This window comes from Paenibacillus haidiansis, from assembly GCF_036553665.1.
GTDB classification, from domain to species: Bacteria; Bacillota; Bacilli; order Paenibacillales; family Paenibacillaceae; genus Fontibacillus; species Fontibacillus haidiansis.
Genome location: NZ_JAZHPZ010000004.1, coordinates 436395 through 459895, shown reverse-complemented (window position 1 = coordinate 459895; position 23501 = coordinate 436395). Strand labels below are relative to the sequence as shown.

The following is a 23501-nucleotide window of genomic DNA, read 5'->3' as shown; positions in this document are numbered from 1 at the left end:
AATAGGTTTCTCCAACATGTTCCAACTGATTAACGGCACCTGAACCGATCGTATCCTTCGGATTGACATAAGCAATATTTGTATTACGAAAATCCCCGTTTTTTACCTTCTCTTGAAGATCGTCAGGCAGAGCATGAGTGATACCAGGCGCATTGAAGCTTACTGAAGGCAATCCATTGCGTACTCCAACATATTCGGCCAATGCTCCTCCGAGAGAATGGCCGGTGGTAGATATTTCGGCCGTGGGATATTGTTCCTTGACGGCATCGTAAAGTTTCTGAGCCTGTATGAATTGATTGTCCTGGTATTTCGCTTCATATTGAATGAACCCCATCTGTGCCTCAAGCGGGAGAGCATTAATTTTCTCCTTATTTTGCTCATAGTACTGATGTACTTCTTCAACATTTTTAACACGATTACCGACGACATCATTCAGATCGGTTCCATAGTCGGGAATCAAACTCTCTAAGGGTCTTCCAAAAGGCTCTGTACCTCTGTAGCCAATGATTATCTGATTCGTCTCTTCATTGTAGAAGACAGTGGCATCGAATCCAGAGCCGTTAGTGTCATGTAACATGGCTCCTTCGGGTTCAATGATGTTCCAATATGGAATTTTTTTGTTGGTATCTTCGTTAGGGGAATTCTGATGATACGCTTTATCTGAGATTTTCCAATAAGTTTTATCGTTAATATAAGCCAAAGTAACTCTACCCCTTTTTGAGAATGAATCAAAATTTTACAAAAACGATAATTGGAACTATTATACTCCATAGGTTATATTTTGTGTAATAGGAACAACTATAATAATAAGGAAAATCACTAGTTTTTAGCCATCAACGAAAATTGTAGATTCTTGGAAGAACTGATTGGCGGAATGGGAATGAAAAAAACTAAAAAGAAGGAGTTTAATATGCGTAAAAAACTTTTAGTTTTTCTAATAATAATTGTAGTAATTTTTATTTTAATTGGGGGGTTCAGATATAAATCCTATTTGAAAAAGAGAGAAATGGTGGATACTGCAACAAAGATAAGTCAAGAGTACATAAAGAGGCACTATAATAAAGAGTTTATACTAAAAAAATATGACATTATTCATCCTTCAATAAACACAACCATTTTTCTTGATGGATACATTGTCGGCAACGAAGATACCACAATTTCTATTACATACGATTATGTAGAAAAAGAGGTACGTGATGTTTGGGGTCCAGAGTGGTTTATCGATGGAGAAAAATCTGATGTCGACTAATTTATTTTTGTAGCGTAAATTAATCATGCAGAAAAAGTATGTTATTTGGTTGGTGATATTTCTTGTAATATTCATTGCGATTAGAGTGTTTTCTTCATAAACACAATTTGAAAATAAATGGCAAAAACTGCACGAAGATTAGTAAAGAGTACATAAAAGAGCATTACGGCAGGGAATTTATATTAAAAAGTTATGAATAGGTTTCTCCAACATGTTCCAACTGATTAACGGCACCTGAACCGATCGTATCCTTCGGATTGACATAAGCAATATTTGTATTACGAAAATCCCCGTTTTTTACCTTCTCTTGAAGATCGTCAGGCAGAGCATGAGTGATACCAGGCGCATTGAAGCTTACTGAAGGCAATCCATTGCGTACTCCAACATATTCGGCCAATGCTCCTCCGAGAGAATGGCCGGTGGTAGATATTTCGGCCGTGGGATATTGTTCCTTGACGGCATCGTAAAGTTTCTGAGCCTGTATGAATTGATTGTCCTGGTATTTCGCTTCATATTGAATGAACCCCATCTGTGCCTCAAGCGGGAGAGCATTAATTTTCTCCTTATTTTGCTCATAGTACTGATGTACTTCTTCAACATTTTTAACACGATTACCGACGACATCATTCAGATCGGTTCCATAGTCGGGAATCAAACTCTCTAAGGGTCTTCCAAAAGGCTCTGTACCTCTGTAGCCAATGATTATCTGATTCGTCTCTTCATTGTAGAAGACAGTGGCATCGAATCCAGAGCCGTTAGTGTCGTGCAGCATGGCTCCATTAGGTTCTGCAGGCCTCCATCCTGGAATATAATCAAGATCTTCAGATGAAGAAGTACGTTCATAAGATTCCTTTGATATTTTCCAATAAGTCTCATCACTAATATAAGCCATATCATTTTCTCCTTAACCAGGCTTTCCTCGGCATAAAACTTAATAGATTAAAGCTTTACGTTGAACAAAACAATTTAATGTTGTTATTAAATTAATGGAACTATTATACTATATAGGGAATAAATTGAATACACTTCGAGATTAATAAAGGGGAATATGGATAATGTGGAAGAGAAGATTATTAATAGTGTTCACTACATGTCTAGTTATTATAGCTATTGGTCTAGTAATTAGTCATACCAATAATTTGAAAAAAAAGAAATGGTAGAAACAGCAACAAGGCTTAGTCAAGAATACGTGAAAAAGTATTATAATAGTGACTTTGTTTTAACGGACTATGACATAATTCATCCTTCAGTGAGTTCAACACTATATTTATATGGTTATGTTAAAAATCACGAAGACATTATTATAACTGTTTCTTATAATTACAAAAATAATGAAGTGGAAGGTGTGGGGGGACCAAGTTGGTTTATTGACAGTCGTATCCCACCCCGATAATTAAGTAGTTGTTATTTTTATAACGTGCTGTAAATGTTGGCTTATCCAAAGCAAAAAAGTCAAATACTTTGTGAGGTTACTAATCATGCGAAAAAAACTGTTGTTTTCGCTAGCGATATTACTTGTTGTTTCATAACGATCGGATTGCTCCGCTATAAATACAATTTAGATCCTTCGATTACTTCTACGATTTTTCTCGACGGTTTCCTTAAGGGATAAGAAGATGCAGCTATTTTCATAACATATAATTATGATACAAAAGAGGTTGAGAATGTAGGTGGGCCAAGCTGGTTTATTCACAGTGAGAAGCCGGATACAGATTAATGTTCTAGTGTTTGTGTACTTATGAATCATGATCTGATTCACCTTCCATAAGTTCCAACTTTATTTTTTCCGATACATCAAAGATCATGAGGGCAAGGTGTAACGCTATCGGGGCTTGACAAGCTTGGAAGGGAAGGGCGAAGCAATCTCGGTCCTTCTGGACTGCCATATGATCTGGTTCTGCTCGATGCCGGAACCATGCTGTTTCAGGACCGGAGTGATCCTTGGATTATCGGATAATGTCATTAAGTTTTCTGAAACTGAGTCAACATAACCATAAGAGACCCGGAGGGGTCTTTTTTTGTTCTATTCAAATGCATGTCATAATATCTAACACCCATTCGTTAATGAAAACGCTAACCTTTGGCCTTATAACGCCGATAGCAAAACATTATCATCTTTATGAATTTCTGACCTGTAGGATTCTGTAGGATTCCGTAGTTTGCCCATTATGGTTTAAATAACACGTTATGAATTGTAACATCTTGTTACATGTTACATGACCGCTGAAGCATAACGCAATCGAAGAGGGGGAGGGACTCAAGCTGATCCGGTTTCATGAGGTAGATAAGCATTACGGGCATTTCCATGTACTTAAGAACATTGAACTGAGTGTAGGGGAAGGCGAAGTGGTTGTGGTCGTTGGTCCTTCCGGTTCGGGTAAAAGCACGATGCTGCGCTGCATCAATCGCCTGGAGACGATCACGAGCGGCGAATTGACGGTGAACGGGGTCCGGGTGAACGACCGCAAGGTTGACATCAACAAGGTTCGGCGCGACATCGGCATGGTGTTTCAGCATTTTAACCTGTATCCCCATATGAAGGTGATAGACAATATTACACTCGCTCCGATCAAGGTGCTGGGCACGCCGAAGCAGGAGGCCGCCGAGACGGCGATGTACTATCTGGAGAAGGTCGGGATCGCGGACAAGGCGCAAAGCTACCCCGCGCAATTGTCCGGCGGGCAGCAGCAGCGGGTGGCGATCGCCCGCGGGCTGGCGATGAAGCCGAAGATCATGCTGTTCGACGAGCCGACCTCGGCACTCGACCCCGAGATGGTCGGGGAAGTGTTGGATGTGATGAAGACCTTGGCGCGCGAAGGCATGACGATGGTCGTGGTCACGCATGAGATGGGCTTCGCCCGCGAAGTCGCCGACCGGGTCGTGTTTATGGACCAGGGACAAATTCTGGAGGAGAGCGAGCCGGAGCAATTTTTCAGCAATCCGCGCGAAGAACGGCTGAAGACGTTCCTCAGCAGATTGTTAAGTCATTAAGGCATTATTCAATGTTAAAAAAGGGGATGGGAACCATGAAGAAGCATTGGAAAATCATTTCGCTCGCGGCGGCGATGAGCCTGATGGTCGGGCTGCTGGCCGGGTGCGGCGGGGAGAAAAAAGAAGACGGACTCGCGGCGATTAAGGAACGCGGCAAACTGGTCGTCGGCGTCAAGTTCGATACCAAGCTGTTCGGGCTGAAGGACCCGGCCACCGGCAATGTGGAAGGGTTCGACATCGATATCTCCAAGCAGTTGGCCAAGAGTATTCTCGGTGACGAGAACAAGATTGAATTTAAAGAAGTTACGTCCAAAACACGGATTCCGATGCTGAACAACGGTGAGATCGATATGATTGTGGCGACGATGACGATTACCGAGGAACGCAAGAAAGAAGTCGACTTCTCCGATGTGTATTTCCAAGCGGGACAGTCGCTCCTGGTGAAGAAGGGCAGCCCGATCCGCGGCATTGAAGATGTAACGGCCGATACCAAGGTGATGAGCTCGAAGGGCGCCACCTCCGTCAAGAACATTCAAGAGAAAATTCCCGGCATCACGGTGCTGGAATTTGACAATTACCAGGATGCCTTCAGCGCGCTGAAAGCCGGTCAGGGCGATGCGCTGACGACCGATGACGCAATCCTTTACGGGATGGCGGCGCAAGATCCGAACTATGAAGTGGTCGGCGAGCCGTTTACCGACGAGCCGTACGGAATCGCGATCCGCAAAGGCAATTCCGACCTGGTGCAAGCCGTTAATGACACCTTGAAGGAGCTGCACGAGAGCGGGGAATATGACGGGATTTATGAAAAATGGATCGGAAAGAAGCCGGCTGAATAAGTATTAATAATCCGGTTTCCGGCATGCAGGTTTGTAGGCTTAAAGGATGGACGGATGACCCGCCGGCCATCCTTTCTTTTAATTCGGGGGGTGAGACAATCATGGACTTTTCTTTATTGATCGACAATTTCGATACCTTTCTACGCGGATTCCTCAATACGATCGGGGCCAGTTTGCTGGGCTTGGCGGGGAGTTTTATCCTGGGCACGATCATCGCCGTGTTCCGGATTACCCGGGTGCGGCCGCTGGTTTGGTTCGGGACGGCTTACGTCGAATTTTTTCGCAATATACCGTTGCTGCTAGTCGTGTTCTTATTCTATTTAGGACTGCCCTCCCTGGGGATTACCTTGAGCGGGTTCGCCGCGGGCACGATCGGACTGGCGGTTTACACCTCCTCCTTCATCGCGGAGGCGATCCGCGCAGGCATTATGGCCGTGCCGAAGGGGCAGACGGAAGCTGCCCGTTCCTCGGGGCTTACCTATGTGCAGACAATGTGTTACGTCATTCTGCCGCAGGCGATCAAGCTGGTGATTCCGCCGCTGAGTAACCAGTTTATCAATTTGGTCAAAAATTCGTCCGTACTCAGCATCGTGGCCGGCTTTGACCTGATGTATTTCGGCGATATTATCGCTACGGATACGTTCGATACGATCAACACTTATATTTTCGTCGCGATGTTTTATCTGATCATCACCCTCCCGCTCAGCTACGGTTCCCGGGTGCTGGAACGAAAGCTGGCCAGACATGACTAGAAGAGAAAAGGAGGCGGGACAGCTATGGATTTTGCGGGCGCCTACTCGGGCGAATTTTTGGCCTTTTTGATGGAAGGGCTGCTGGTTACGTTGAAAATCGCCCTGATTTCCATCGTACTCAGCTTTACCTTCGGCTGTATTATCGGCATTATCCGTTACGCCAAAGTCCCGGTGCTGGCTCCGGTGCTGGGAGTAGTGGTGGAGCTGCTGCGCAATTTGCCGCTGCTGCTAATTATTTTGTTCTGCCGGTTTGCGCTGCCGGATGTCGGAATCCGGCTCGGAGCGGAAGGGGCGGCGATTATCGGACTTACGATCTTCGAAATGGCGATGATCTCCGAGGTCGTCCGCGGCGGCCTGAACGGCATTCCCAAAGGACAGATCGAAGCGGCCCGGTCCTCGGGCCTTAGCAATGTGCAGACGCTGCGCTATATCGTGCTGCCGCAAGGCCTCAGGCAGATGGTTCCTCCGCTGGTGAGCCAGTTCATTTCCTTGCTCAAGGATACGTCGCTGGCAACGGCTATCGCCCTTGCCGAGCTGATGCACAATGCGCAGATCATCATCGGACACAGCTATAACTATGCGATTCCGATTCTGCTATTGTGCGCGGTGATTTATTTTACCGTCAACTATTTGCTCTCCCTGCTCTCCCGCCGGCTCGAAAGCAAAACGACCTAACTTATAATAAGCTGCCGACTTGAGCCAGGAAGGTGCAGTATTACATCCCATGTAAGGATACTTATTGAAAAATGCCTCAAATGTGCTAGTATAATTGCAACAAATGAGAAGTGCCGGCGGGGGTGAAGAGATATGGCGGGACACTTCATCAGGAACCGGAATGCGCAGATGCTTCTGGTCGCTCTGGGGACGGCCGTGGCCGGAGAATTCAAAATCAACCCGTTTGACGGCGACATCTTCCGCATCGCGCTCGGAAGCAGCGCGTTCCTGCTGTTCCTCCTGCTGCTCCGCGATCTTCCGTGCCTGAAGACGGGCGTACTGACCGGTGCGACCGTTCTGCTGTTTCGCGTAGCCTTGGATGTCTTTTGGCCGAACCGCGATCCCCTCCTGCAAAGCTTCCTTAACCATATCTCCGCATCCGTGTATTATATCGTGTTCGGGGCCGGGCTGAATTTGGTCCGCAAGCTGGATCATGTGCATCCCCTGCTGCTTGGCGGAGCCGCGGCCTTTGCCGATTTCATCTCCAACGAGGCCGAACTGCTGACCCGGATGCTCGTGCTGGGCACCTCCACGTTTCGTCTGAACGAATGGACCTATTTATCTTTTATCGCCGTGCTGCGTACCTATTTTACAACGGGAATATACAGCAGTATCGTCATGTCGAGAATGCGTGCCGTGCAGGCGGAGCAGCAGCGGCGGGTGGATCAGATGCTGAGCTTCGGTTCCGGCTTGTACGGGGAAGTATTCTATCTCAGGAAATCGGTGGACACGGTGGAGCGGTTGACCGCGGCGAGCCATGAATTGTACCGGAATCTGAAAAACGGCGGGCAGCTCGAACACAGCAAACGCCTGCTGGATATAACGCAGCAAATCCATGAGGTGAAGAAGGACTCGCAGCGGATCCTGGCCGGGCTTACGAAGTTGTCCGAACTGGATCAGGACGCCCGAAATTCCGATATGCCGCTCTCCCAGATGGCGGATTACTCGCTAAAGAGCAACGGGAAATACGCGGCGTTGCTCGGCAAGGAGATCGCCTTCGAGCAGACGGTCGGGGCCGATTACCGCACCCCGCTTTTTATCCCGCTGCTAGCTTTGCTTAACAATCTTGTGGCCAATGCGGTCGAAGCGATCGAACGCAAGGGAACGGTTATCCTGCGCATCGACGAATTCCGGGGACTGACGCGGTTTGTGGTGCAGGATGACGGGCGTGGCCTGGACGAGGCCGATCGCGAAATCGTCTTTGAGCCCGGATTCACGACCAAGTTTGACGACGAGGGGGCCTCCGCGACAGGGATCGGGTTATCGCATGTCCGGGATATCGCCGATTCGCTGGGCGGCAGCATCACAGTCTCGAATCCGCCTAAGGGAAAAGGCACGATGTTTACGGTATCGATTCCGACAATCTCATTAAAAAGAGGTGACTAACGGATGGCGCTTTCTTTTTGTATTGTGGATGACGATCGGGGCACCCGGCGGATGCTTCAGCATATTATCGAGGACGCCAGCCTCGGCGAGGTCGTGGGCATGGCGGAGGGCGGCGCCGAAGGGGCGCGCCTTATCCTGGAGCAGTCGCCGGATGTCGTGCTCATGGATTTGCTGATGCCGGATCAGGACGGCATCGAAACGATCTCCCTGCTGCAAAGCCGGGGCTGCGCGGCCAAGTACGTCATGATCTCCCAAATCGAAAATCAGGAGATGGTCGGAGAGGCGTACCGGTCCGGCATCGAATTCTTTATCCGCAAGCCGATTAACCGGATCGAGGTGGAAACGGTGCTGCGGAAGATCAGCGAACGCTGGGCGGTGAACCAATATTTGACCGAGATCCGCTCGACGCTGGCCAAATTGGAAGGTATGCATCATGCGGCATCGTCCGCCGCCAATGCCGTTCCCCGCAAAACGGTGAAGGAAGCGGTTCAGCCCATACTCATGAGCATGGGCATGGTCGGCGAAAGCGGCTGCCGGGACATTATCGGTATCATGGAGTATTTGCTCGGCCGCGAGGCCGGCGAGACCGGGTTTCCGCCGCTGAAAGAGGTGTACCGGGCCGTCGCTTGCCGGGGCAAAGCGGGGAGCTGCGGACCGGCGGAGATCGACAAGGAGATCAAAGCGATCGAACAGCGCCTGCGCCGCGCTTTGGCGGCGGGAACCGGCCATCTGGCTTCGATCGGACTGACCGACTACGGACACCCCAAATTCGAATATTATGCCCCGCTTTATTTTGACTTCGAAGATGTACGCCAAAAGATGAAAGACATGGAGCAGGGCCGGGAGGGCGGCAAAGTCAAGGTGAACATCAAGAAATTTCTGCAGGTGCTGTATCTGGAGGTTCAGGAGCAGCTGCGGCAATAATTAAAAAGGCTCGCTGAGCCGGACGGGTCCTGTCCATTGGTCCAAGCACTCCTCCTGATTTGGACATACACTGGAACAAAAAGGAGGGGTGACTATGTTGTATAAGATCGATCCCATGGGAAGATTGATCCCCTGTAAAGACGGCGGACGTGACAGCGTCGATGAAGGCGGAGCCGAACGAAACAATGGACAATCGCCTTCGTCCCCCAAGAAGCGCCGGGTTCGCCATGGCAAGAAAAAAAGACGCAAAACCCGTTCCGGCAACAACTGCTGCTGTCGTTGCCGCCGCAAATGAATACGATCTTTTAAAAGAATCAGATACCTTTGAAGCCGCCCTTTGGGAGGCTTTTTTCGCGTCTTCGTTTCCGTATAAATAAATTCACATCTTCATTGCTTAAATCTTGCTAAACTTGGCAATTTTATTAGTAGCAAGTGATAATGAAGAGGAGTTGGCGTGAATGAAAACATTAAATGTTATTGCACTCACCTTGTTGATTGTGGGTGGACTTAACTGGCTGTTGGTCGGTCTCTTCAGATTCGACTTGGTGGCCGCTATCTTCGGAGGGCAAGATGCCGCGTTGTCCCGTATTGTTTATGTGATTGTCGGCATCTGCGCCATTTACGCGATCAAATTCTACAATGATGTGAGCGAAGGCGAGCGTGCCAGATAAAGCCGGATCAATCCATAGGAAAACCCCGGTACCGGTGTCGGTACTGGGGTTTTCCTATTTGGAGTCGCCTCCCAAGTTTGCGCTTATCCATGGTTTCCGCCTTTTGAGAAGTAGGCCTCGATTTTAAGGTCGGGTCCGAGCTGCCGCACTTGCAGGTCTGTCAAAGGTACTGCTTCGTCCATAACAGAGATGCCCGTTCCCTCCAAAAATGTGGGCGCCTCCGCGCCTCCCGCCAGCTTGGGGGCCATGTACAATACCAGCTTATCCGCCAATCCCTGCTGCACGAATGAGGCGTTCACCCGGCCTCCGCCTTCCACGAGCAAGGAGGAGAATTCGTGAGACCCCAGCGTGTCCAGCATCCGTTCCAGGTCGACGCGTTCGCCGTCCGTCGTAATAATCTTGACTCCCAAACGTTCCAACTGCTCTTTCTTCTCCCGATCATAATCCGTTCCGGTAAAAATCCAGGTCTCCGCTTCTCCGTCCGTTACAACGCAGGCGTCCAGCGGAATGCGAAGACGGCTGTCCAAAATCACGCGCAGCGGATTGTTTCCATCGGGCAGGCGGGTGGTAAGCTGGGAATCGTCATGAATGATCGTATCTACCCCAACCAGAATAGCGGCATGTTCATGACGCAGCCTGTGCACGTCTTCCCGTGCCTCCCCGGATGTAATCCAGCGGCTGCTCGCGGTTCGCGTAGCTGTTTTGCCGTCCATCGTGACGGCGGATTTGATCGTGACAAAGGGCCGCTTGCTCACAATATATTTGTTGAACACTTCGTTCATCCGGACCGCTTCCTCTTCGCATACGCCCTGAATCACCTCGATTCCCGCGTCGCGCAAAATCCGTACGCCCCGGCCCGCGACCAAAGGATTCGGGTCTGTCGCGGCGATCACGGCCTTGCGGATTCCCGCACGCACAATCGCCTCGGCGCACGGGCCGGTCCGTCCATGGTGTGAGCAGGGCTCGAGTGTGACGTAGATGGTCGCGCCTTCCGCATGCTCGCCGGCCATCCGCAGCGCATGGATTTCCGCATGCGGCTCCCCGGGCTTCAGGTGAGCCCCGATGCCGACAATTCTCCCGTCCTTGACGATGACCGCGCCAACCATCGGATTTGGCCGCGTCTGTCCCTTGGCTGCTTTCGCGTTGTCCAGGGCAAGCCGCATATAGGTCTCATGCGTATTCATTCAGCATCTCCTCCTGCTGCGCAAAGTGACCGGACCGCTTCACTTTGGTTTGCAGATATTTCGCGTTAAACTCGGAGACATCGCCCCATAGAGGAACCCGCTTGACTACGTTCATGCCGGAGGCTTTCAGCGCTTCAAGCTTCTTCGGATTGTTTGTAATCAGCGTAACCGGGAGCTGTCTTAAATGCCGTAGAATACCGATCGCATCGCTGTAGTCGCGCGAGTCGTCCGCAAAACCGAGCGCAAGGTTGGCTTCGACCGTGTCGAGCCCGTTCTCTTGCAGAATGTAGGCCATCGCTTTACTGAACAAACCGATGCCCCGGCCTTCATGGTTGGCGAGATAAAACAGCGCCCCCGCTCCGTTTTCAACGATCATTCTCATCGACTGGCGAAGCTGGTACCCGCAATCGCAGCGCTTGCTGCCGAAGATGTCGCCCGTATGGCAGATGCTGTGCATCCGGATCAGCGCGTCTTCGGCATGCTCAAAGTCGCCGTACACCAGCACGCTGGATTGCTGTCCCTCCGCCAGATTCAAGGAAGACAATTGCCCGATCAACGCCTCGGCCGTCGCCGTTTTGCAGGCTTCCCGGGCTTGTTCCCCTTTGACCGGCATCCAGCAATACCATTGGAACACGACGGTCTGACCGTCGAGATTAACCGGAAGCCGGATCGGACCGACCAGAATATTGGTCGATGCCTCGGACGGGACAATCGCTATTTTATCTTGCAATATGGAAACTGCGTTGTTGTGCATCATGTCATTACCACCCTTAATTTAATGAAGCTCCCCGCGAAGAGAAGCCGATCTATATGATAAAGCCGGTCAGCCGTGTATTACCGGCTGAGCCGTGAAATTCAGCTTGAAGGAGGATTCCATCGTAAATTGCTGCTGCTGCAGGGCGTTCACATCGCTGCGGCGGGCTTGTTCAAACCGTCCCAAACGCTTCGCGGATACGTCGTTCGCGTTCAAGGCGCCGATCAATTCACGATACAGCACATCCGCATCTTTTAGCGCCGAATTGACACCGAATGCCCCTGTGGGCGTCATCGTATGGGCGGCATCGCCGATCAGCACCAGTCCGTCCTTCGCCCATGCCTCGCTTACGCTGCTGAAGATGTCCAGCAGAACGAAATCCGACCAGGAGCGAATATGCGTCCCCACGGGCCCGCGCAAATCCGGGAAGGCTTCCGTCAACCGGGCGATGAACGGCTCGAAGGAGCGGCGCTTCCATTCCGGGTAAGACCCCTCGGCAATATTCCAGCCGATCTGAATCATCCCCTTGGCCTGTGTAAAAAGAGACAGTTGCTGCCGGTCCACCTCGGCGAACCGGATGACGGGTTCCCATCCGCTCGGGGCGGGGATCAGGGCCCACAACAGATCATAACCATGGCGTCGGCTCGCCGCGGGAATATCTGCCCGTTTGCGTACTGCCGAATAACGCCCGTCGGCTCCTACAGTAACCGCGCTGCGAATCATTACCGTATCGCCGTTCTTGGCTCTCGCCTTCAGCCCCGTATAGCGCCGATCCTCATTTTGCAGCAGCTCCGTTACAGTAACTCCCGCAAGCAGGGTGAAGTTGCGGTGTTCCGCCGCTTTATCCAGAACGGCGTGCAGCAGCTCGCTCTGCGGGACATGAATGCCGAAGTGCCCGCCGCTTTGACTGGGCAGCACTTGCTTGATGATTTCTTGCCGTTCCCAGTATTCGATACGCGTTAAAGGGAGATAGGCGTCGGAATTGATCATCTCCAGCAGCCCATGATCTTTCAGGACCCGGTCGCCTTCCTCGTTCAAAATTTCGCCCCGGAAAGCTTTGCCGATCGAAGTATGTTGTTCGACGAGCGTAACCCGCACGCCCTCTTTGGCCAGCAAATAGGCCAGCAGAGTACCGGCGGGTCCGGCTCCGACAATACTGACGTCACATTCCATATTCATACGCGCATTCTCCAGTTAGTGATTTATTTTCATTCCAAAATAGTAACTTCAATTCATTTAATTACTTTATGTAACCAAGTATATTTATAAAATAAAATTACGTCAAGTAATGAATAATACATAAAGTAACATTGTTTATTAAAATAAGTCCATGTATAATAGAATTAATTACGAAGAGGTGATAGGGAATGGAAATGACGCAATTATGCCCCCGGTTTGAAAAAGCGGTGGAACTGCTGAGCAAACGCTGGACGACATTGATCGTATACCAGCTTATGGCTGGACCGCAGCGTTTTGTGGCTATTGAAAATTCCCTGCCCAACCTGAGCGGCAAGGTGCTTTCCGAGCGTTTGAAAGAATTGGAGGAAGAAGGGGTTATCGAACGAACGGTATATCCGGAGAAGCCGGTGCGGATCGAGTATTCGTTGACGGAGAAAGGCCGGGAACTGGCGCCTTTGTTCGAGGATATTCAGAGCTGGGCCACACGCTGGATCAAGATCGATTGACGGGCCTAAGCTAATTCGCATTTTACGATGGAATTTCGCATTTAATAATACGAGCATGCCCGGTACGGGGCATGCTCGTTGTTTTTCACGGAAGCTCCAACGTTTGCGGATACTTCAATGCATCAGATTTTAAATCTCAGGATCATCTCCTGCAATTGATCCGCGAGATTGGACAAGGAAGCGGAAGCGGCGCTGATCTCTTCCATGGAAGCCAGCTGCTCTTCGGTCGAGCCTGCCATGTCCTCGGTTAAAGCCGCATTTTCGTTTGCGATGGCCAGCAAATCTTGAGCGGCGGAAGTGACGGTTTCCGCATTTGCCGAAATTTGCCCGGACAATTTTGCGACTTCTTTGACCTGAGCGGGAACATCCTCGATACTTTCGATGATGGACGCAAAAGTCTCGGTTGTATTGTAGGAAATGGTAAGACCCCGCTCGACTTTTTCTTCGGCCTGTTCCATCGCCTTTGCGGTCATCTCGATTTCCCCCATAATGCGGTTAATGAGACGCACAATCTCTTTGGCGGCTTGCTCCGATTGCTTGGCCAGCTGGCCCACTTCCACGGCTACCACCGCAAACCCGCCGCCGTGCTCCCCGGCTCTTGCCGCTTCGATCGAGGCATTCAGCGCCAGCAGATTCGTCTGCCCCGCGATTCCGCCGATCAGGTCGACGATCTTTGCGACTTCCTGAGAGGATTGCTGCAACGATTTCAGACGCTCGTTGGACTGGGTGACGGATTTATAAATATCATTCATCTGATCCATCGTATGCAGCACCGAGTCATTTCCTTCAGTCGCTTGCCGGGCGGCCTGCATGGCCAAATCGGATACATTCAGGGAATTTTCGGCCACTTTATGGATATCCCCGGTAATTTGCGTAAGCGATTCTACCGTCTGATTGAGATGCTCGTTTTGTCTTCCGGACCGGCCGGATACTTCCTGGAGGGAAGAAGCCACGTATTCGGAAGCTTTTGCGGTTTCCGTGGAGCTTGCCGTAAGCTCTTCGGATGAGGCGGCCAGCTGCTCCGCTTTTGAGCCGATCTCTTGAATCAACGCGCGGAGATTATGGGCCATTTGATTAAAGGACGCCGCCAGATCGCCGATCTCGTCTTTATTTTTCAACCGGATTTCCTCTGTCAGATATCCATCGCTGATCCGTGCGGCTGATTCGCGCAGGGACTGAAGCGGCCTTGTAATCATCCGGATGATGTAAAGCACCAACAATCCCCCCAGCAGAACCGCGATCATAATGATCATACTGGTGGTGAGGAGGATGGGCCGAGTTATATCTTGAATTTCGGATTCATTCACGACCCCGCCGATTTTCCAGCCCGTAACATCGTTGGTCATGAAGGTCATCCGCTTCTTGTCCCCTTCAGAGGAATAATCTAATTCCCCGGTATCCGCCTCGAACATCTTCTGAAAGAAAGCTTCCGTCGCTTTAGAACCCAATTCCTTGGTCGGGTGCACGACAATATTGCTTTGCTGGTCGAGAATAAGGGCATATCCTTTCTCGCCGATGCCGACGGTTCCCGCAACCTGGCGCAGCTGTTCCAGTTCAATGTCCATACTGACAACGCCCGTTCCGTCTTCCGTCGCCTTGGCTATGGATACGACCAGGTTCCCGGAATCGGCAGATACATAGGGATCGGTGAGGACTACTTGTTCTTTATGGTCCATTGCTTTTTGATACCAAGGTCTTTCACGCGGGTCATAGTCGTCGCTTAACTCGGCTTCCGGAACCTGAATCATGGCTCCTTCATTGGTTCCTACATAAATACTGCTCAGTTCCTCATGGAACTGTAAGTAATTTCCAAATTGCTCCGTAATTTGCGGGCTGGCGCCCTCTCCATATAGACCGGCGTTAATTAATCCGGCAAAAATTCCGATATCCTTCTGCTTGGAACCGATCGTATCCGAAATGATTTGATTTAGGACATCGACGCTTTCGCCGGCGCTTCGCATAAACTGCTTGTCCAGCTCATTCCTGGCCAAGCGATAGGATAATAATCCGATGATGAGAGAAGGGATAATGAGTACAATCAGAAATACGATAATCAGTTTATTTCTTACGCTTAGTCTCAAGTTAGCTGTCTTTTTCAATTTTTAACCTCCAGTAGGTTTACTCCTCATTGATGCCGGCCGATTTTTGTTTTCCGTCTCCTCCTGATTAATTCATCGCGTTTCTATGAAAAAAGTAACACCAGCTCCCCATGTTCAAAATTGCTTAAAATATTACATTATTTTTTTGGGAATCTTCGATAATATTTTTAACAGGGACTAAAATAATGCTCCAAAAGACCTATAAATATAATTCTATATACCTAGTCTAGTGTTTTGCCTGCAGACGTATTTTACCTTTACGAAAAAGGGCCAATTTCATTGACAGATTCGGCGGCGAGTGATATCTTCAAGCAGGTATATAAATCGTGAAGGCGGCCCTATTATCCTCAATTATCAAGGCTCTTTAACCGATACACTTATTGAGAAGCTCTTCGCATGAAGGGTTTTTTCCATTTTACTAGAAAAGAATGTGATCATGATGCAGCTCCCTGCACGCCTGCAAAAGAGTAATTTTTTGGAGAAATACCTTTCCGGGGAGTCGATGGACTACCGGCAAATCATAGCTTTGTTTATTCCGATCCTGATCGATCAGGCTTTTATTGTCGGACTTAACCTGGTCAACACCGCCATGATCAGCTCGTCCGGGGTGGATGCGGTCAGCGCGGTAAATATGGTGGATTCGCTGAACATTTTTCTGATCAATGTGTTTGTGGCCATCGCCACCGGCGGCACTGTGGTAGTTGCGCAGTACAAGGGCAGCGGCAATGACCCGATGGTGTCCAAGGCGTCGGCGAGCGCCGTGACGGTGGTGTCCCTGATCTCGCTGGCCATCGGCCTTTTGCTGATGGGCTTCCACAACCCCGTGCTCAGCGTCCTGTTCGGAACGGCCACGCCCGAGGTGTTGGGGAACGCCCGGGTTTATTTGATCGGCAGCAGCGCCTCCTACCTCGGCATCGCCGTAGTCCAGGCGGTCTGCGGTGCGCTCCGGGGGATCGGCAAGACCCGGGCCTCACTGATGCTTTCGCTTATTATGAACCTGCTGTATGTCGCGCTTAATGTCGTCTTTATCAATCTTTTGAATATGGGCGTGCTGGGGATGACGCTGGCGGTCAATATCGCCCGTTATGTGGGAGCCGCTTGCGCGCTGTATTATTTGTTCAAAATAGACTCAACCTTACATTTGCGTCTGCGCGATCTGTTTCAAGTCCCGCTTTCGATGCTGCGCAAAATCATGTTCATCGGCGTGCCGTTTGCGGCGGAGCAGATGTTTTTCAACGGCGGGAAGCTGTTGACTCAGGTGTTTATCGTCAGCCTGGGCACCTACGCCATCGCGACCAACGCGATCACCGGCTCCCTGTCGATGGTATTCCAGATTCCCGCCAGCGCCTTGTCCCTGACCATCGTAACGGTGGTAGGCCAATGTATCGGGCGGGGGAATATCGCCGATGCCCGGAAGTTTATCAAATCTTTTCTAATTCTCGGCTCGGCTTCCCTTTTGCTGATCGGACTCATTCTGATGCCGTTGTTCCGGCCGCTCGTCTCGATTTTCAATCCGCCGGCCGAAATTGTTGACGATATTTTCCTCGTCCTGCTGATCAACACGATCGCTCAGGTTCCTCTGTGGTCGATCAGCTTTATTTTGCCGTCAGGGCTGCGGGCCGCGGGCGACTCGAAATTCACCTCGATGACTTCCATGATGACGATGTGGCTGTTCCGGGTCATCATGGGGTATGTGCTCGGCATTATACTGGGCTTCGGCATTTTGGGCGTCTGGCTGGCGATGAACTTTGAGTGGGGCGTGCGGGGGGCTCTCTTCCTTTGGCGGTTCCGCGGCAAAAAGTGGTATACGCATAAATTGATTTGACCGGAAATTGCTGCAAAAGTGCAGCTTCTTCCGAAACGTGGCGATGCTTCAGCCGGATTCCTGCAAATATGCATGTATTTTTCCCATAAATCCATATAAGACGAGCTAAATCGAGAAATTCCTGCACAATCGCAGGAATTTCTCTTTTTTGTGCCTCCTGCTCGAAAAAAAACTGCACATTTGCAGGAATGTGCTTGACTCCGCATCACGCCCTACCGCCAAATTATCTAGTGTGACAACACTTTCTTTGTGCGCAAACTACTTGACGAGTACTGGGGAAAAGGTTACAATCGGTGTCACGATCTCACATATCCGATTTAATACATAGGATTAATAAGGATTATTTTAAATTTTATATATTATTTAAAAAGGGAACTGAAGAACGAGATGAATTTGGACTGGAATTATATTTACGAGAATTTGCCGCTTTACGGCGAGGCGATGTGGCTGACCGTGAAGCTGGCCTTTTGGGCCGTTCTGCTCTCACTGCTTGTGGGCCTGGCGTTCAGCATTATTTTGCACTATAAGGTGAAAGGCCTCCAGACGTTGATCCGGGCTTATATTGAACTGTCGAGAAACACTCCGCTCCTCGTACAGTTATTCTTCCTGTATTACGGGCTGCCGAAGATCGGGATACATATGAGCGAAATGAGCTGCGCCATCGTGGGGCTGACCTTCCTCGGCGGGAGTTATATGACCGAGGCGTTCCGCAGCGGCATTGAAGCCGTAAGCCGGGTGCAGATCGAATCCGGGCTCAGCATCGGGCTGTCGCGGATGCAACTGGCCCGGCACGTGATTTTGCCGCAGGCTTTTTCCATCAGCATTCCGTCCCTGGGCGCCAATGCGATCTTCCTGCTGAAAGAGACCTCCATCGTCGGGGCCATTTCGCTGCTGGATTTGACCAACTTAGCCAAAGACCTGATCGGCATGTTTTACAAGACGGAGGAATCGCTGCTTATGCTGGTGGCGGCATATCTAATCCTGATTCTGCCGCTGTCGTTCTTGTTGACCTGGATCGAAAGGAAGGTAAGATATGCGGAATTTGGGGATTGAGGTATTGTTTCAAGGATCGAACTTCCTGCGGCTGCTCGGAGGCTTGCTCGTCACGGTGGAAATCGCCTTTGTCTCCATCCTGATCGGGACGGTTCTGGGCTTATTAATGGGGCTGCTCCGGACGCTGAAGTCGGGGGCGCTGCGGTTCATTCTCCGCCTTTATCTGGAGGCGTTCCGGATCATTCCGATCCTGGTCTGGCTTTACGTGGTGTATTTCATCTTTACGCCGATGATGAGTGTGGAGATCAGCGGGGAGCTGACCGCGGTTCTCGTATTCAGTCTCTGGGGAGCCGCGGAAATGGGCGATATCGTGCGCGGAGCCCTTGAATCCTTGCCTAAGCATCAGCTCGAGTCCGCCAAAGCGCTCGGTTTAAGCTCTGCGCAAATTTACCGTCACATTCTGATCCCGCAGGCGATCCGGCGGATGCTGCCGGGGACGATCAACCTCGCCACGCGCATGATCAAGACGACCTCGCTCGTCGTGCTGATCGGGGTCATCGAAGTGGTCAAGGTGGGGCAGCAAATCATCGAGCTGGGCGTCATCAAAGCGCCGAATGCCTCATTCTGGGTGTACGGCTTCATCTTTATTCTGTTTTTTCTCGTTTGTTACCCGTTATCGAAACTGTCCAAGCGGTTTGAACGCCGGTGGCAAAGCTAGCTGTGGGAGGTAGGACGAATATGGCGAATATATTGAATATCGCGAACCCGGCGGAGCTTGCCGGAACAGATACAAAGACGGAAACCCTGCTGGAGATCAAAGGGCTGGTGAAGCAATTCGGCGAGCGCAGAGTGCTGGACGGCATCGATTTGCAGGTCAAGCGGGGGGAGGTCATCGTCGTGCTGGGACCTTCCGGGTGCGGCAAAAGCACGCTGCTGCGATGTCTTAACGGCCTTGAATCCGTACAAGGCGGGAGCATCGGTTATGCGGGCAAGGACTTGACCGCCGCCGGCACCGATTGGCGCGAAGTGCGGCAGCGCATCGGCATGGTGTTCCAGAGCTATGAGCTTTTTCCGCATATGAATGTGATTGATAACATCTTGCTCGGACCGCTTAAAGTGCAGAAAAGAGACAAGCGGGAGGCCCTCCTTCAGGCCGAAGGATTGTTGGAGCGGGTCGGGCTGCTCGACCGCAAGCATGCTTACCCGCGGGAGCTGTCGGGCGGGCAGAAGCAGCGGATCGCGATCGTCCGCGCCTTATGCATGAATCCCGACATTATGCTGTTCGACGAGGTCACCGCGTCGCTCGACCCGGAGATGGTCCGGGAAGTGCTCGATGTGATCCGCGGCCTCGCCAATCAGGGGATGACGATGGTCATCGTCACTCATGAGATGGGCTTCGCCAGATCGGTCGGCGACCGGATCGTCTTTATCGACCGGGGACGAATCGTGGAGACCGCGCCGCCGGAGCGTTTTTTTACCAAGCCTGAATCAGAGCGTGCCCAGCACTTTCTGGATATATTTCAGTACGATCATTAAGAGGGGGATGGAGAAGGATGAAGACAAGCGTAAAGAAAATCGGATGGCTATTGATGGCGGTTCTGCTGGTGGCGTCGCTGACGGCCTGCGGTTCCGGGAACGGCAAATCCGCCTCGGGCGGCAAATTCAATTCCATCGAACAGATCAAGAAGAATGACAAGATCAGAATTGGGGTCTTCGCGGATAAACCGCCGTTCGGATATGTAGATGAGAACGGCCAAAATCAAGGGTTTGACGTCTACATCGCCAAGCGCTTCGCCAAGGATTTGCTCGGGGACGAATCCAAGGCGGAATTCGTTCTCGTGGACGCGGCGAGCCGGGTCGCTTACTTGGAGTCCAACAAGGTCGATATTATCATGGCCAATTTCACCGTAACGGACGAAAGAAAAGAGAAGGTCGATTTCGCCCTTCCGTATATGAAGCTTTCCTTCGGGATCGTTTCGCCGGACAGCGCCCCGATCACTTCCATCGATCAATTGAAAGAGAAAGGACAGAAGCTGATCGTAGCCAAAGGGACGACGGCCGAAACGTATTTCACCAAAAATTACCCGGACATCGAGCTGCTTAAATTCGACCAATACACGGAAATTTTCTCGGCCCTTAAAGACGGGCGCGGCGCCGCTATCGCCAATGACAACACGGAGCTGATCGCCTGGGCGAAATCGAACCCCGGCTTCACCGTTACGATTCCGGAATTCGGCGGACAGGATACGATCGCTCCGGCCGTCGCCAAAGGCAATCAAGAGTTGCTCGATTGGATCAATCAGGAGCTCGAAACGCTGGGCCAAGAGAATTATATTCACCAGGCGTATAACGAGACGCTGAATTCAGTTTATGGTGAAGGCTTTACGGATCAGCTTGTCGTTGAAGGCGGTAAAGTCGAATGAGAAGTGGGGTTTGAGGGAATATTTGTAATCCGGAGAAGGGCCTCCTATACTTAATGTAGGAGCCCTTTTTTCCATTTCCGGATTAATTTGCTCCGATTCGGTTTAGAATATCTATAATTATCCTAATAATTTGAGGTGAACGTGGGTGTGGTATTCCAAATCCAAGGAAGAGGTCATTCGGGAGCTGCAGGTTGATCCCGCTAACGGGCTCGCTGCCGGGGAAGCAAAATCCCGACTGCAGCGGCACGGTCCGAACAAGCTGAAAGGGAAGCCGAAGAAAACGCTGCTTGCCTTATTTCTTGCGCAACTGAAGGATATGCTTATTTATGTGCTGCTGGGGGCGGCTGTCGTCACGCTGATCGTCGGCGAATACATAGACGCGATAATTATTCTCGTGGTAGTTTTGCTCAATGCCGTCATCGGCGTCTTTCAGGAGCAAAAGGCGGAAAAAGCAATCGAAGCGCTGCAGCAAATGGCGACCCCCAAGTCGCTCGTTAAGCGGGATGGGGAAGTCAGGGAGATCGACTCCACCGACCTTGTGCCGGGAGACATCGTGGTGCTTGATGCCGGCCGGTCCATTCCGGCCGATCTCAGGCTGCTCTCCGGCGCCAACCTGCAGATCGAGGAATCCGCGCTGACCGGCGAATCCGTCCCCTCCGACAAGGATGCGAATGCGATTCTATCGGATCCCAAGACACCGATCGGCGATATGGCGAATATGGCCTTCATGTCCACCCTGGTCACGTATGGCCGGGGCGAAGGCGTGGTGGTAGCCACCGGCATGGACACGGAGATGGGCAAGATCGCCAAAATTTTGGATGAAGACGAACAAGATCTGACGCCCCTGCAAAAAAAGCTCGAAGAGCTCGGCAAAATGCTCGGTTATATCGCGATCGGCATTTGCGTGCTCATTTTCGTGATCGGACTTTTTCAAAAAAGGGATCTGCTCGACCTGTTTCTTACCGCGATCAGTCTGGCCGTTGCGGCGATCCCGGAGGGACTGGCCGCGATCGTGGCGATCGTGCTGGCGCTTGGCGTCACCAGAATGTCCAAGATCAACGCGATCGTCAAAAAGCTGCCGGCCGTGGAAACATTGGGCTCGGTCAATATTATATGCTCCGATAAAACCGGTACCTTGACCCAGAACAAAATGACGGTGGTCAAGTATTATACGGCGACTCCGCTCGGCGACAAACCGCCGGTCGAGCTGATTAAATCGTTTGTGCTCTGTTCCGACGCCACATACGAGAACGGGGAAGGGACCGGCGACCCGACCGAAATCGCTCTGGTCGCTTACGGGGAACAGCACGAAATATTGAAAAAATCGCTGGAAGCGGAATACGAACGGGTCGGCGAGAAGCCGTTCGATTCCGACCGCAAGCTGATGTCGACCCTGAACCGAACCCGCACCGGATTCCGGGTGAACACGAAGGGGGCGATCGACCAGCTGCTGAAAATCTCGACTTCCGCCGTCGTGGGCGGCGAGGTCGTACCGATGACGGAGGAGCTGAAGCGGCAGTATATGCAGGCGGCCGAGGAGATGTCGAACGACGCCCTGAGAGTGCTGGCGGCGGCGTACAAGGATACCGGCCGCGAGCTGCCGCCCGAGGAGATGGAGCGGGATCTCACGATGCTCGGATTTGTCGGGATGATCGATCCGCCGCGGCTGGAGGTGAAGGATTCGATCCGGGAGGCGAAAATGGCGGGCATCACCCCGGTGATGATTACCGGCGATCACAAAAATACGGCCGTCGCCATCGCCAAAGAGCTCGACATCGCCGAATCGCTCGATCAGAGCATGACGGGGGCAGACATCGACGAGCTGACGGACGAGGCCTTCGCGCGGAAAATCAAAAATATCCGGGTCTTCGCCCGCGTCTCCCCGGAGCATAAGGTCAAGATCGTCAAGGCCTTCAAAGCACAGGGCAATATCGTCTCGATGACGGGGGACGGGGTCAATGACGCGCCGTCTCTGAAATCGGCCGACATCGGCGTGGCCATGGGCATCACCGGAACGGACGTGTCCAAGGGCGCCAGCGACATGATTCTCACCGACGACAACTTTACGACCATCGTCCACGCCATCCGGGAGGGCAGAAACATTTACGCGAACATTCGCAAGACCGTCACCTTCCTGCTTGCCTGCAATTTCGGCGAGGTGGTGGCGATCCTTGCCTCGATTGTGTTCTTCTGGCCGCTACCGCTGCTCGCGACCCAGCTTCTGTGGGTCAACCTCGTGACCGATACGCTGCCGGCGATCGCCCTCGGCGTAGACCCGGGCGAGAAAGATGTGATGAGGAAGAAGCCGCGGGACCCGAAAGAGGGCTTCTTCGCCGGAGGGGCGGCGCTTCGCGCGGTGCTCGGGGGCCTTTTGATCGGCGCCTTGACCCTGGTCGCCTTCTATTTGGGGCTAAGGGAATTCGGCTACAGCCTGGGTGCGCGCGATATTCCGGAGGACGCGATGACCTATGCCCGCACCATGGCGTTCGTCGTGCTTGCGGCTTCGCAGCTGTTCTACTCCTTCTCCAAGAGAAGCGATACCAAATCGATTTTCCAAATCGGCGTATTCAGCAACAAGTTTCTGGTCGGGGCCGTCGTTCTGGGCCTGGTCCTGCAGTTTATCTCGATCACCGTGCCCTTCTTGGCCGCGGCGTTCCAGGTGCAAAGCTTGTCTTTGACCGATTGGGGCATCGTCGTCGGGCTGGCTCTGGTGCCGCTGCTGATCAACGAGATTATCAAAGTGTTTCTGCGATGGGGCGAGGCCAAGCGGGCCTGATAGATACCCTCGGCCAGCGGCATATTTACTCCATATCGGACGCGAGCTCCGCAAGCTTGTTCATGGTCTTCCAGTTCCGCACCGTGGCCGCGACTCCCAGCTTGGCCAAACCTGTGCCCAGCTTGGAGTCGCGGATACTGTGCCGGAATAATAAATACACATCCCGGCCGATTCCACTACGAGAAATGAGATTGAAGATTGACGGGCTCCCGGCTTCGTATTATCCTTTCCTATAT

The 23501-nt window shown here is 51.5% G+C and carries 23 protein-coding genes; 16 read left to right on the top strand and 7 right to left on the bottom strand.

What is annotated here, in order from left to right; translation table 11 throughout:
- Positions 1–700: lipase family protein (locus tag V3851_RS11620; RefSeq protein ID WP_414859290.1), on the bottom strand; the 700-nt coding region annotated here is incomplete at its 3' end.
- 153 nt (positions 701–853) lie between these two features.
- Between V3851_RS11620 and V3851_RS11615 the strand changes: the two genes are divergently transcribed.
- Positions 854–1249: a hypothetical protein gene (locus V3851_RS11615; RefSeq protein ID WP_331846690.1), complete on the top strand. Its 396-nt coding sequence runs from the start codon at positions 854–856 to the stop codon at positions 1247–1249.
- A 190-nt stretch (positions 1250–1439) separates the two neighbouring features.
- Here V3851_RS11615 and V3851_RS11610 read toward each other — a convergent pair whose 3' ends face one another.
- Positions 1440–2141: a lipase family protein gene (locus tag V3851_RS11610; RefSeq protein WP_331846689.1), complete on the bottom strand. Its 702-nt coding sequence runs from the start codon at positions 2139–2141 to the stop codon at positions 1440–1442.
- 1370 nt (positions 2142–3511) lie between these two features.
- On the opposite strand from V3851_RS11610, the gene V3851_RS11605 reads away from it, so the two are divergent.
- From V3851_RS11605 to V3851_RS11570, 8 genes are all read left to right on the top strand, one after another.
- On the top strand, positions 3512–4240 hold the full coding sequence (locus V3851_RS11605; protein WP_331846713.1) for an amino acid ABC transporter ATP-binding protein: 729 nt from the start codon (positions 3512–3514) through the stop codon (positions 4238–4240).
- Between the two features lie 35 nt (positions 4241–4275).
- Complete coding sequence (locus tag V3851_RS11600; protein ID WP_331846688.1) at positions 4276–5079, top strand: glutamate ABC transporter substrate-binding protein; 804 nt, start codon at positions 4276–4278, stop codon at positions 5077–5079.
- A 98-nt stretch (positions 5080–5177) separates the two neighbouring features.
- Positions 5178–5831, top strand: a complete 654-nt coding sequence (locus tag V3851_RS11595) for an amino acid ABC transporter permease (protein ID WP_331846712.1) — start codon at positions 5178–5180, stop codon at positions 5829–5831.
- A 24-nt stretch (positions 5832–5855) separates the two neighbouring features.
- Complete coding sequence (locus V3851_RS11590) at positions 5856–6506, top strand: amino acid ABC transporter permease (RefSeq protein ID WP_331846687.1); 651 nt, start codon at positions 5856–5858, stop codon at positions 6504–6506.
- A gap of 132 nt (positions 6507–6638) precedes the next feature.
- Complete coding sequence (locus V3851_RS11585) at positions 6639–7931, top strand: sensor histidine kinase (protein ID WP_331846686.1); 1293 nt, start codon at positions 6639–6641, stop codon at positions 7929–7931.
- Between the two features lie 3 nt (positions 7932–7934).
- Positions 7935–8855 carry a response regulator gene (locus V3851_RS11580; protein ID WP_331846685.1) on the top strand — a complete coding sequence of 307 codons (921 nt, stop codon included), beginning with the start codon at positions 7935–7937 and terminating at the stop codon, positions 8853–8855.
- Between the two features lie 227 nt (positions 8856–9082).
- Entirely contained in the window at positions 9083–9232 is a 150-nt protein-coding gene (locus V3851_RS11575; RefSeq protein WP_331846684.1) for a hypothetical protein, read from the top strand.
- 81 nt (positions 9233–9313) lie between these two features.
- On the top strand, positions 9314–9526 hold the full coding sequence (locus V3851_RS11570) for a DUF378 domain-containing protein (RefSeq protein ID WP_331846683.1): 213 nt from the start codon (positions 9314–9316) through the stop codon (positions 9524–9526).
- A gap of 83 nt (positions 9527–9609) precedes the next feature.
- On the opposite strand, the gene ribD is transcribed toward V3851_RS11570, so the two are convergent.
- From ribD to V3851_RS11555, 3 genes are all read right to left on the bottom strand, one after another.
- Positions 9610–10710, bottom strand: a complete 1101-nt coding sequence (ribD, locus tag V3851_RS11565) for a bifunctional diaminohydroxyphosphoribosylaminopyrimidine deaminase/5-amino-6-(5-phosphoribosylamino)uracil reductase RibD (protein ID WP_331846682.1) — start codon at positions 10708–10710, stop codon at positions 9610–9612.
- Positions 10697–11467: a GTP cyclohydrolase II gene (locus V3851_RS11560; protein ID WP_331846681.1), complete on the bottom strand. Its 771-nt coding sequence runs from the start codon at positions 11465–11467 to the stop codon at positions 10697–10699. The genes ribD and V3851_RS11560 overlap by 14 nt, the downstream gene beginning before the upstream one ends.
- A 66-nt stretch (positions 11468–11533) precedes the next feature.
- Complete coding sequence (locus tag V3851_RS11555) at positions 11534–12643, bottom strand: FAD-dependent monooxygenase (RefSeq protein WP_331846680.1); 1110 nt, start codon at positions 12641–12643, stop codon at positions 11534–11536.
- A gap of 188 nt (positions 12644–12831) precedes the next feature.
- On the opposite strand from V3851_RS11555, the gene V3851_RS11550 reads away from it, so the two are divergent.
- Positions 12832–13149 carry a winged helix-turn-helix transcriptional regulator gene (locus tag V3851_RS11550; protein WP_331846679.1) on the top strand — a complete coding sequence of 106 codons (318 nt, stop codon included), beginning with the start codon at positions 12832–12834 and terminating at the stop codon, positions 13147–13149.
- Positions 13150–13271: 122 nt separating this feature from the next.
- Here the strand turns inward: V3851_RS11550 and V3851_RS11545 are convergent, their stop codons facing one another.
- The gene (locus tag V3851_RS11545; RefSeq protein ID WP_331846678.1) at positions 13272–15248 is read right to left on the bottom strand and encodes a methyl-accepting chemotaxis protein; all 1977 of its coding nucleotides are present in this window, start codon (positions 15246–15248) and stop codon (positions 13272–13274) included.
- Between the two features lie 436 nt (positions 15249–15684).
- Here V3851_RS11545 and V3851_RS11540 point away from each other — a divergent pair, with 436 nt between their 5' ends.
- The 6 genes from V3851_RS11540 to V3851_RS11515 all read left to right on the top strand — a co-directional run bounded on the left by V3851_RS11540 (position 15685) and on the right by V3851_RS11515 (position 23265).
- The gene (locus V3851_RS11540; protein WP_331846677.1) at positions 15685–17073 is read left to right on the top strand and encodes an MATE family efflux transporter; all 1389 of its coding nucleotides are present in this window, start codon (positions 15685–15687) and stop codon (positions 17071–17073) included.
- A 387-nt stretch (positions 17074–17460) separates the two neighbouring features.
- The gene (locus V3851_RS11535) at positions 17461–18126 is read left to right on the top strand and encodes an amino acid ABC transporter permease (RefSeq protein ID WP_331846676.1); all 666 of its coding nucleotides are present in this window, start codon (positions 17461–17463) and stop codon (positions 18124–18126) included.
- Positions 18107–18784, top strand: coding sequence for an amino acid ABC transporter permease (locus V3851_RS11530; RefSeq protein WP_331846675.1), 678 nt, complete (start codon positions 18107–18109; stop codon positions 18782–18784). Before V3851_RS11535 ends, V3851_RS11530 begins: the two co-directional genes overlap by 20 nt.
- Before the next feature lie 20 nt (positions 18785–18804).
- The gene (locus V3851_RS11525) at positions 18805–19602 is read left to right on the top strand and encodes an amino acid ABC transporter ATP-binding protein (RefSeq protein WP_331846674.1); all 798 of its coding nucleotides are present in this window, start codon (positions 18805–18807) and stop codon (positions 19600–19602) included.
- Positions 19603–19619: 17 nt separating this feature from the next.
- The gene (locus V3851_RS11520) at positions 19620–20489 is read left to right on the top strand and encodes a cysteine ABC transporter substrate-binding protein (RefSeq protein WP_331846673.1); all 870 of its coding nucleotides are present in this window, start codon (positions 19620–19622) and stop codon (positions 20487–20489) included.
- Positions 20490–20634: 145 nt separating this feature from the next.
- On the top strand, positions 20635–23265 hold the full coding sequence (locus V3851_RS11515; RefSeq protein ID WP_331846672.1) for a cation-translocating P-type ATPase: 2631 nt from the start codon (positions 20635–20637) through the stop codon (positions 23263–23265).
- Positions 23266–23290: 25 nt separating this feature from the next.
- Here the strand turns inward: V3851_RS11515 and V3851_RS11510 are convergent, their stop codons facing one another.
- A complete protein-coding gene (locus tag V3851_RS11510; protein ID WP_331846671.1) occupies positions 23291–23425 on the bottom strand; it encodes a hypothetical protein in 135 nt (44 codons plus the stop codon).
- Positions 23426–23501: the final 76 nt, after the last annotated feature.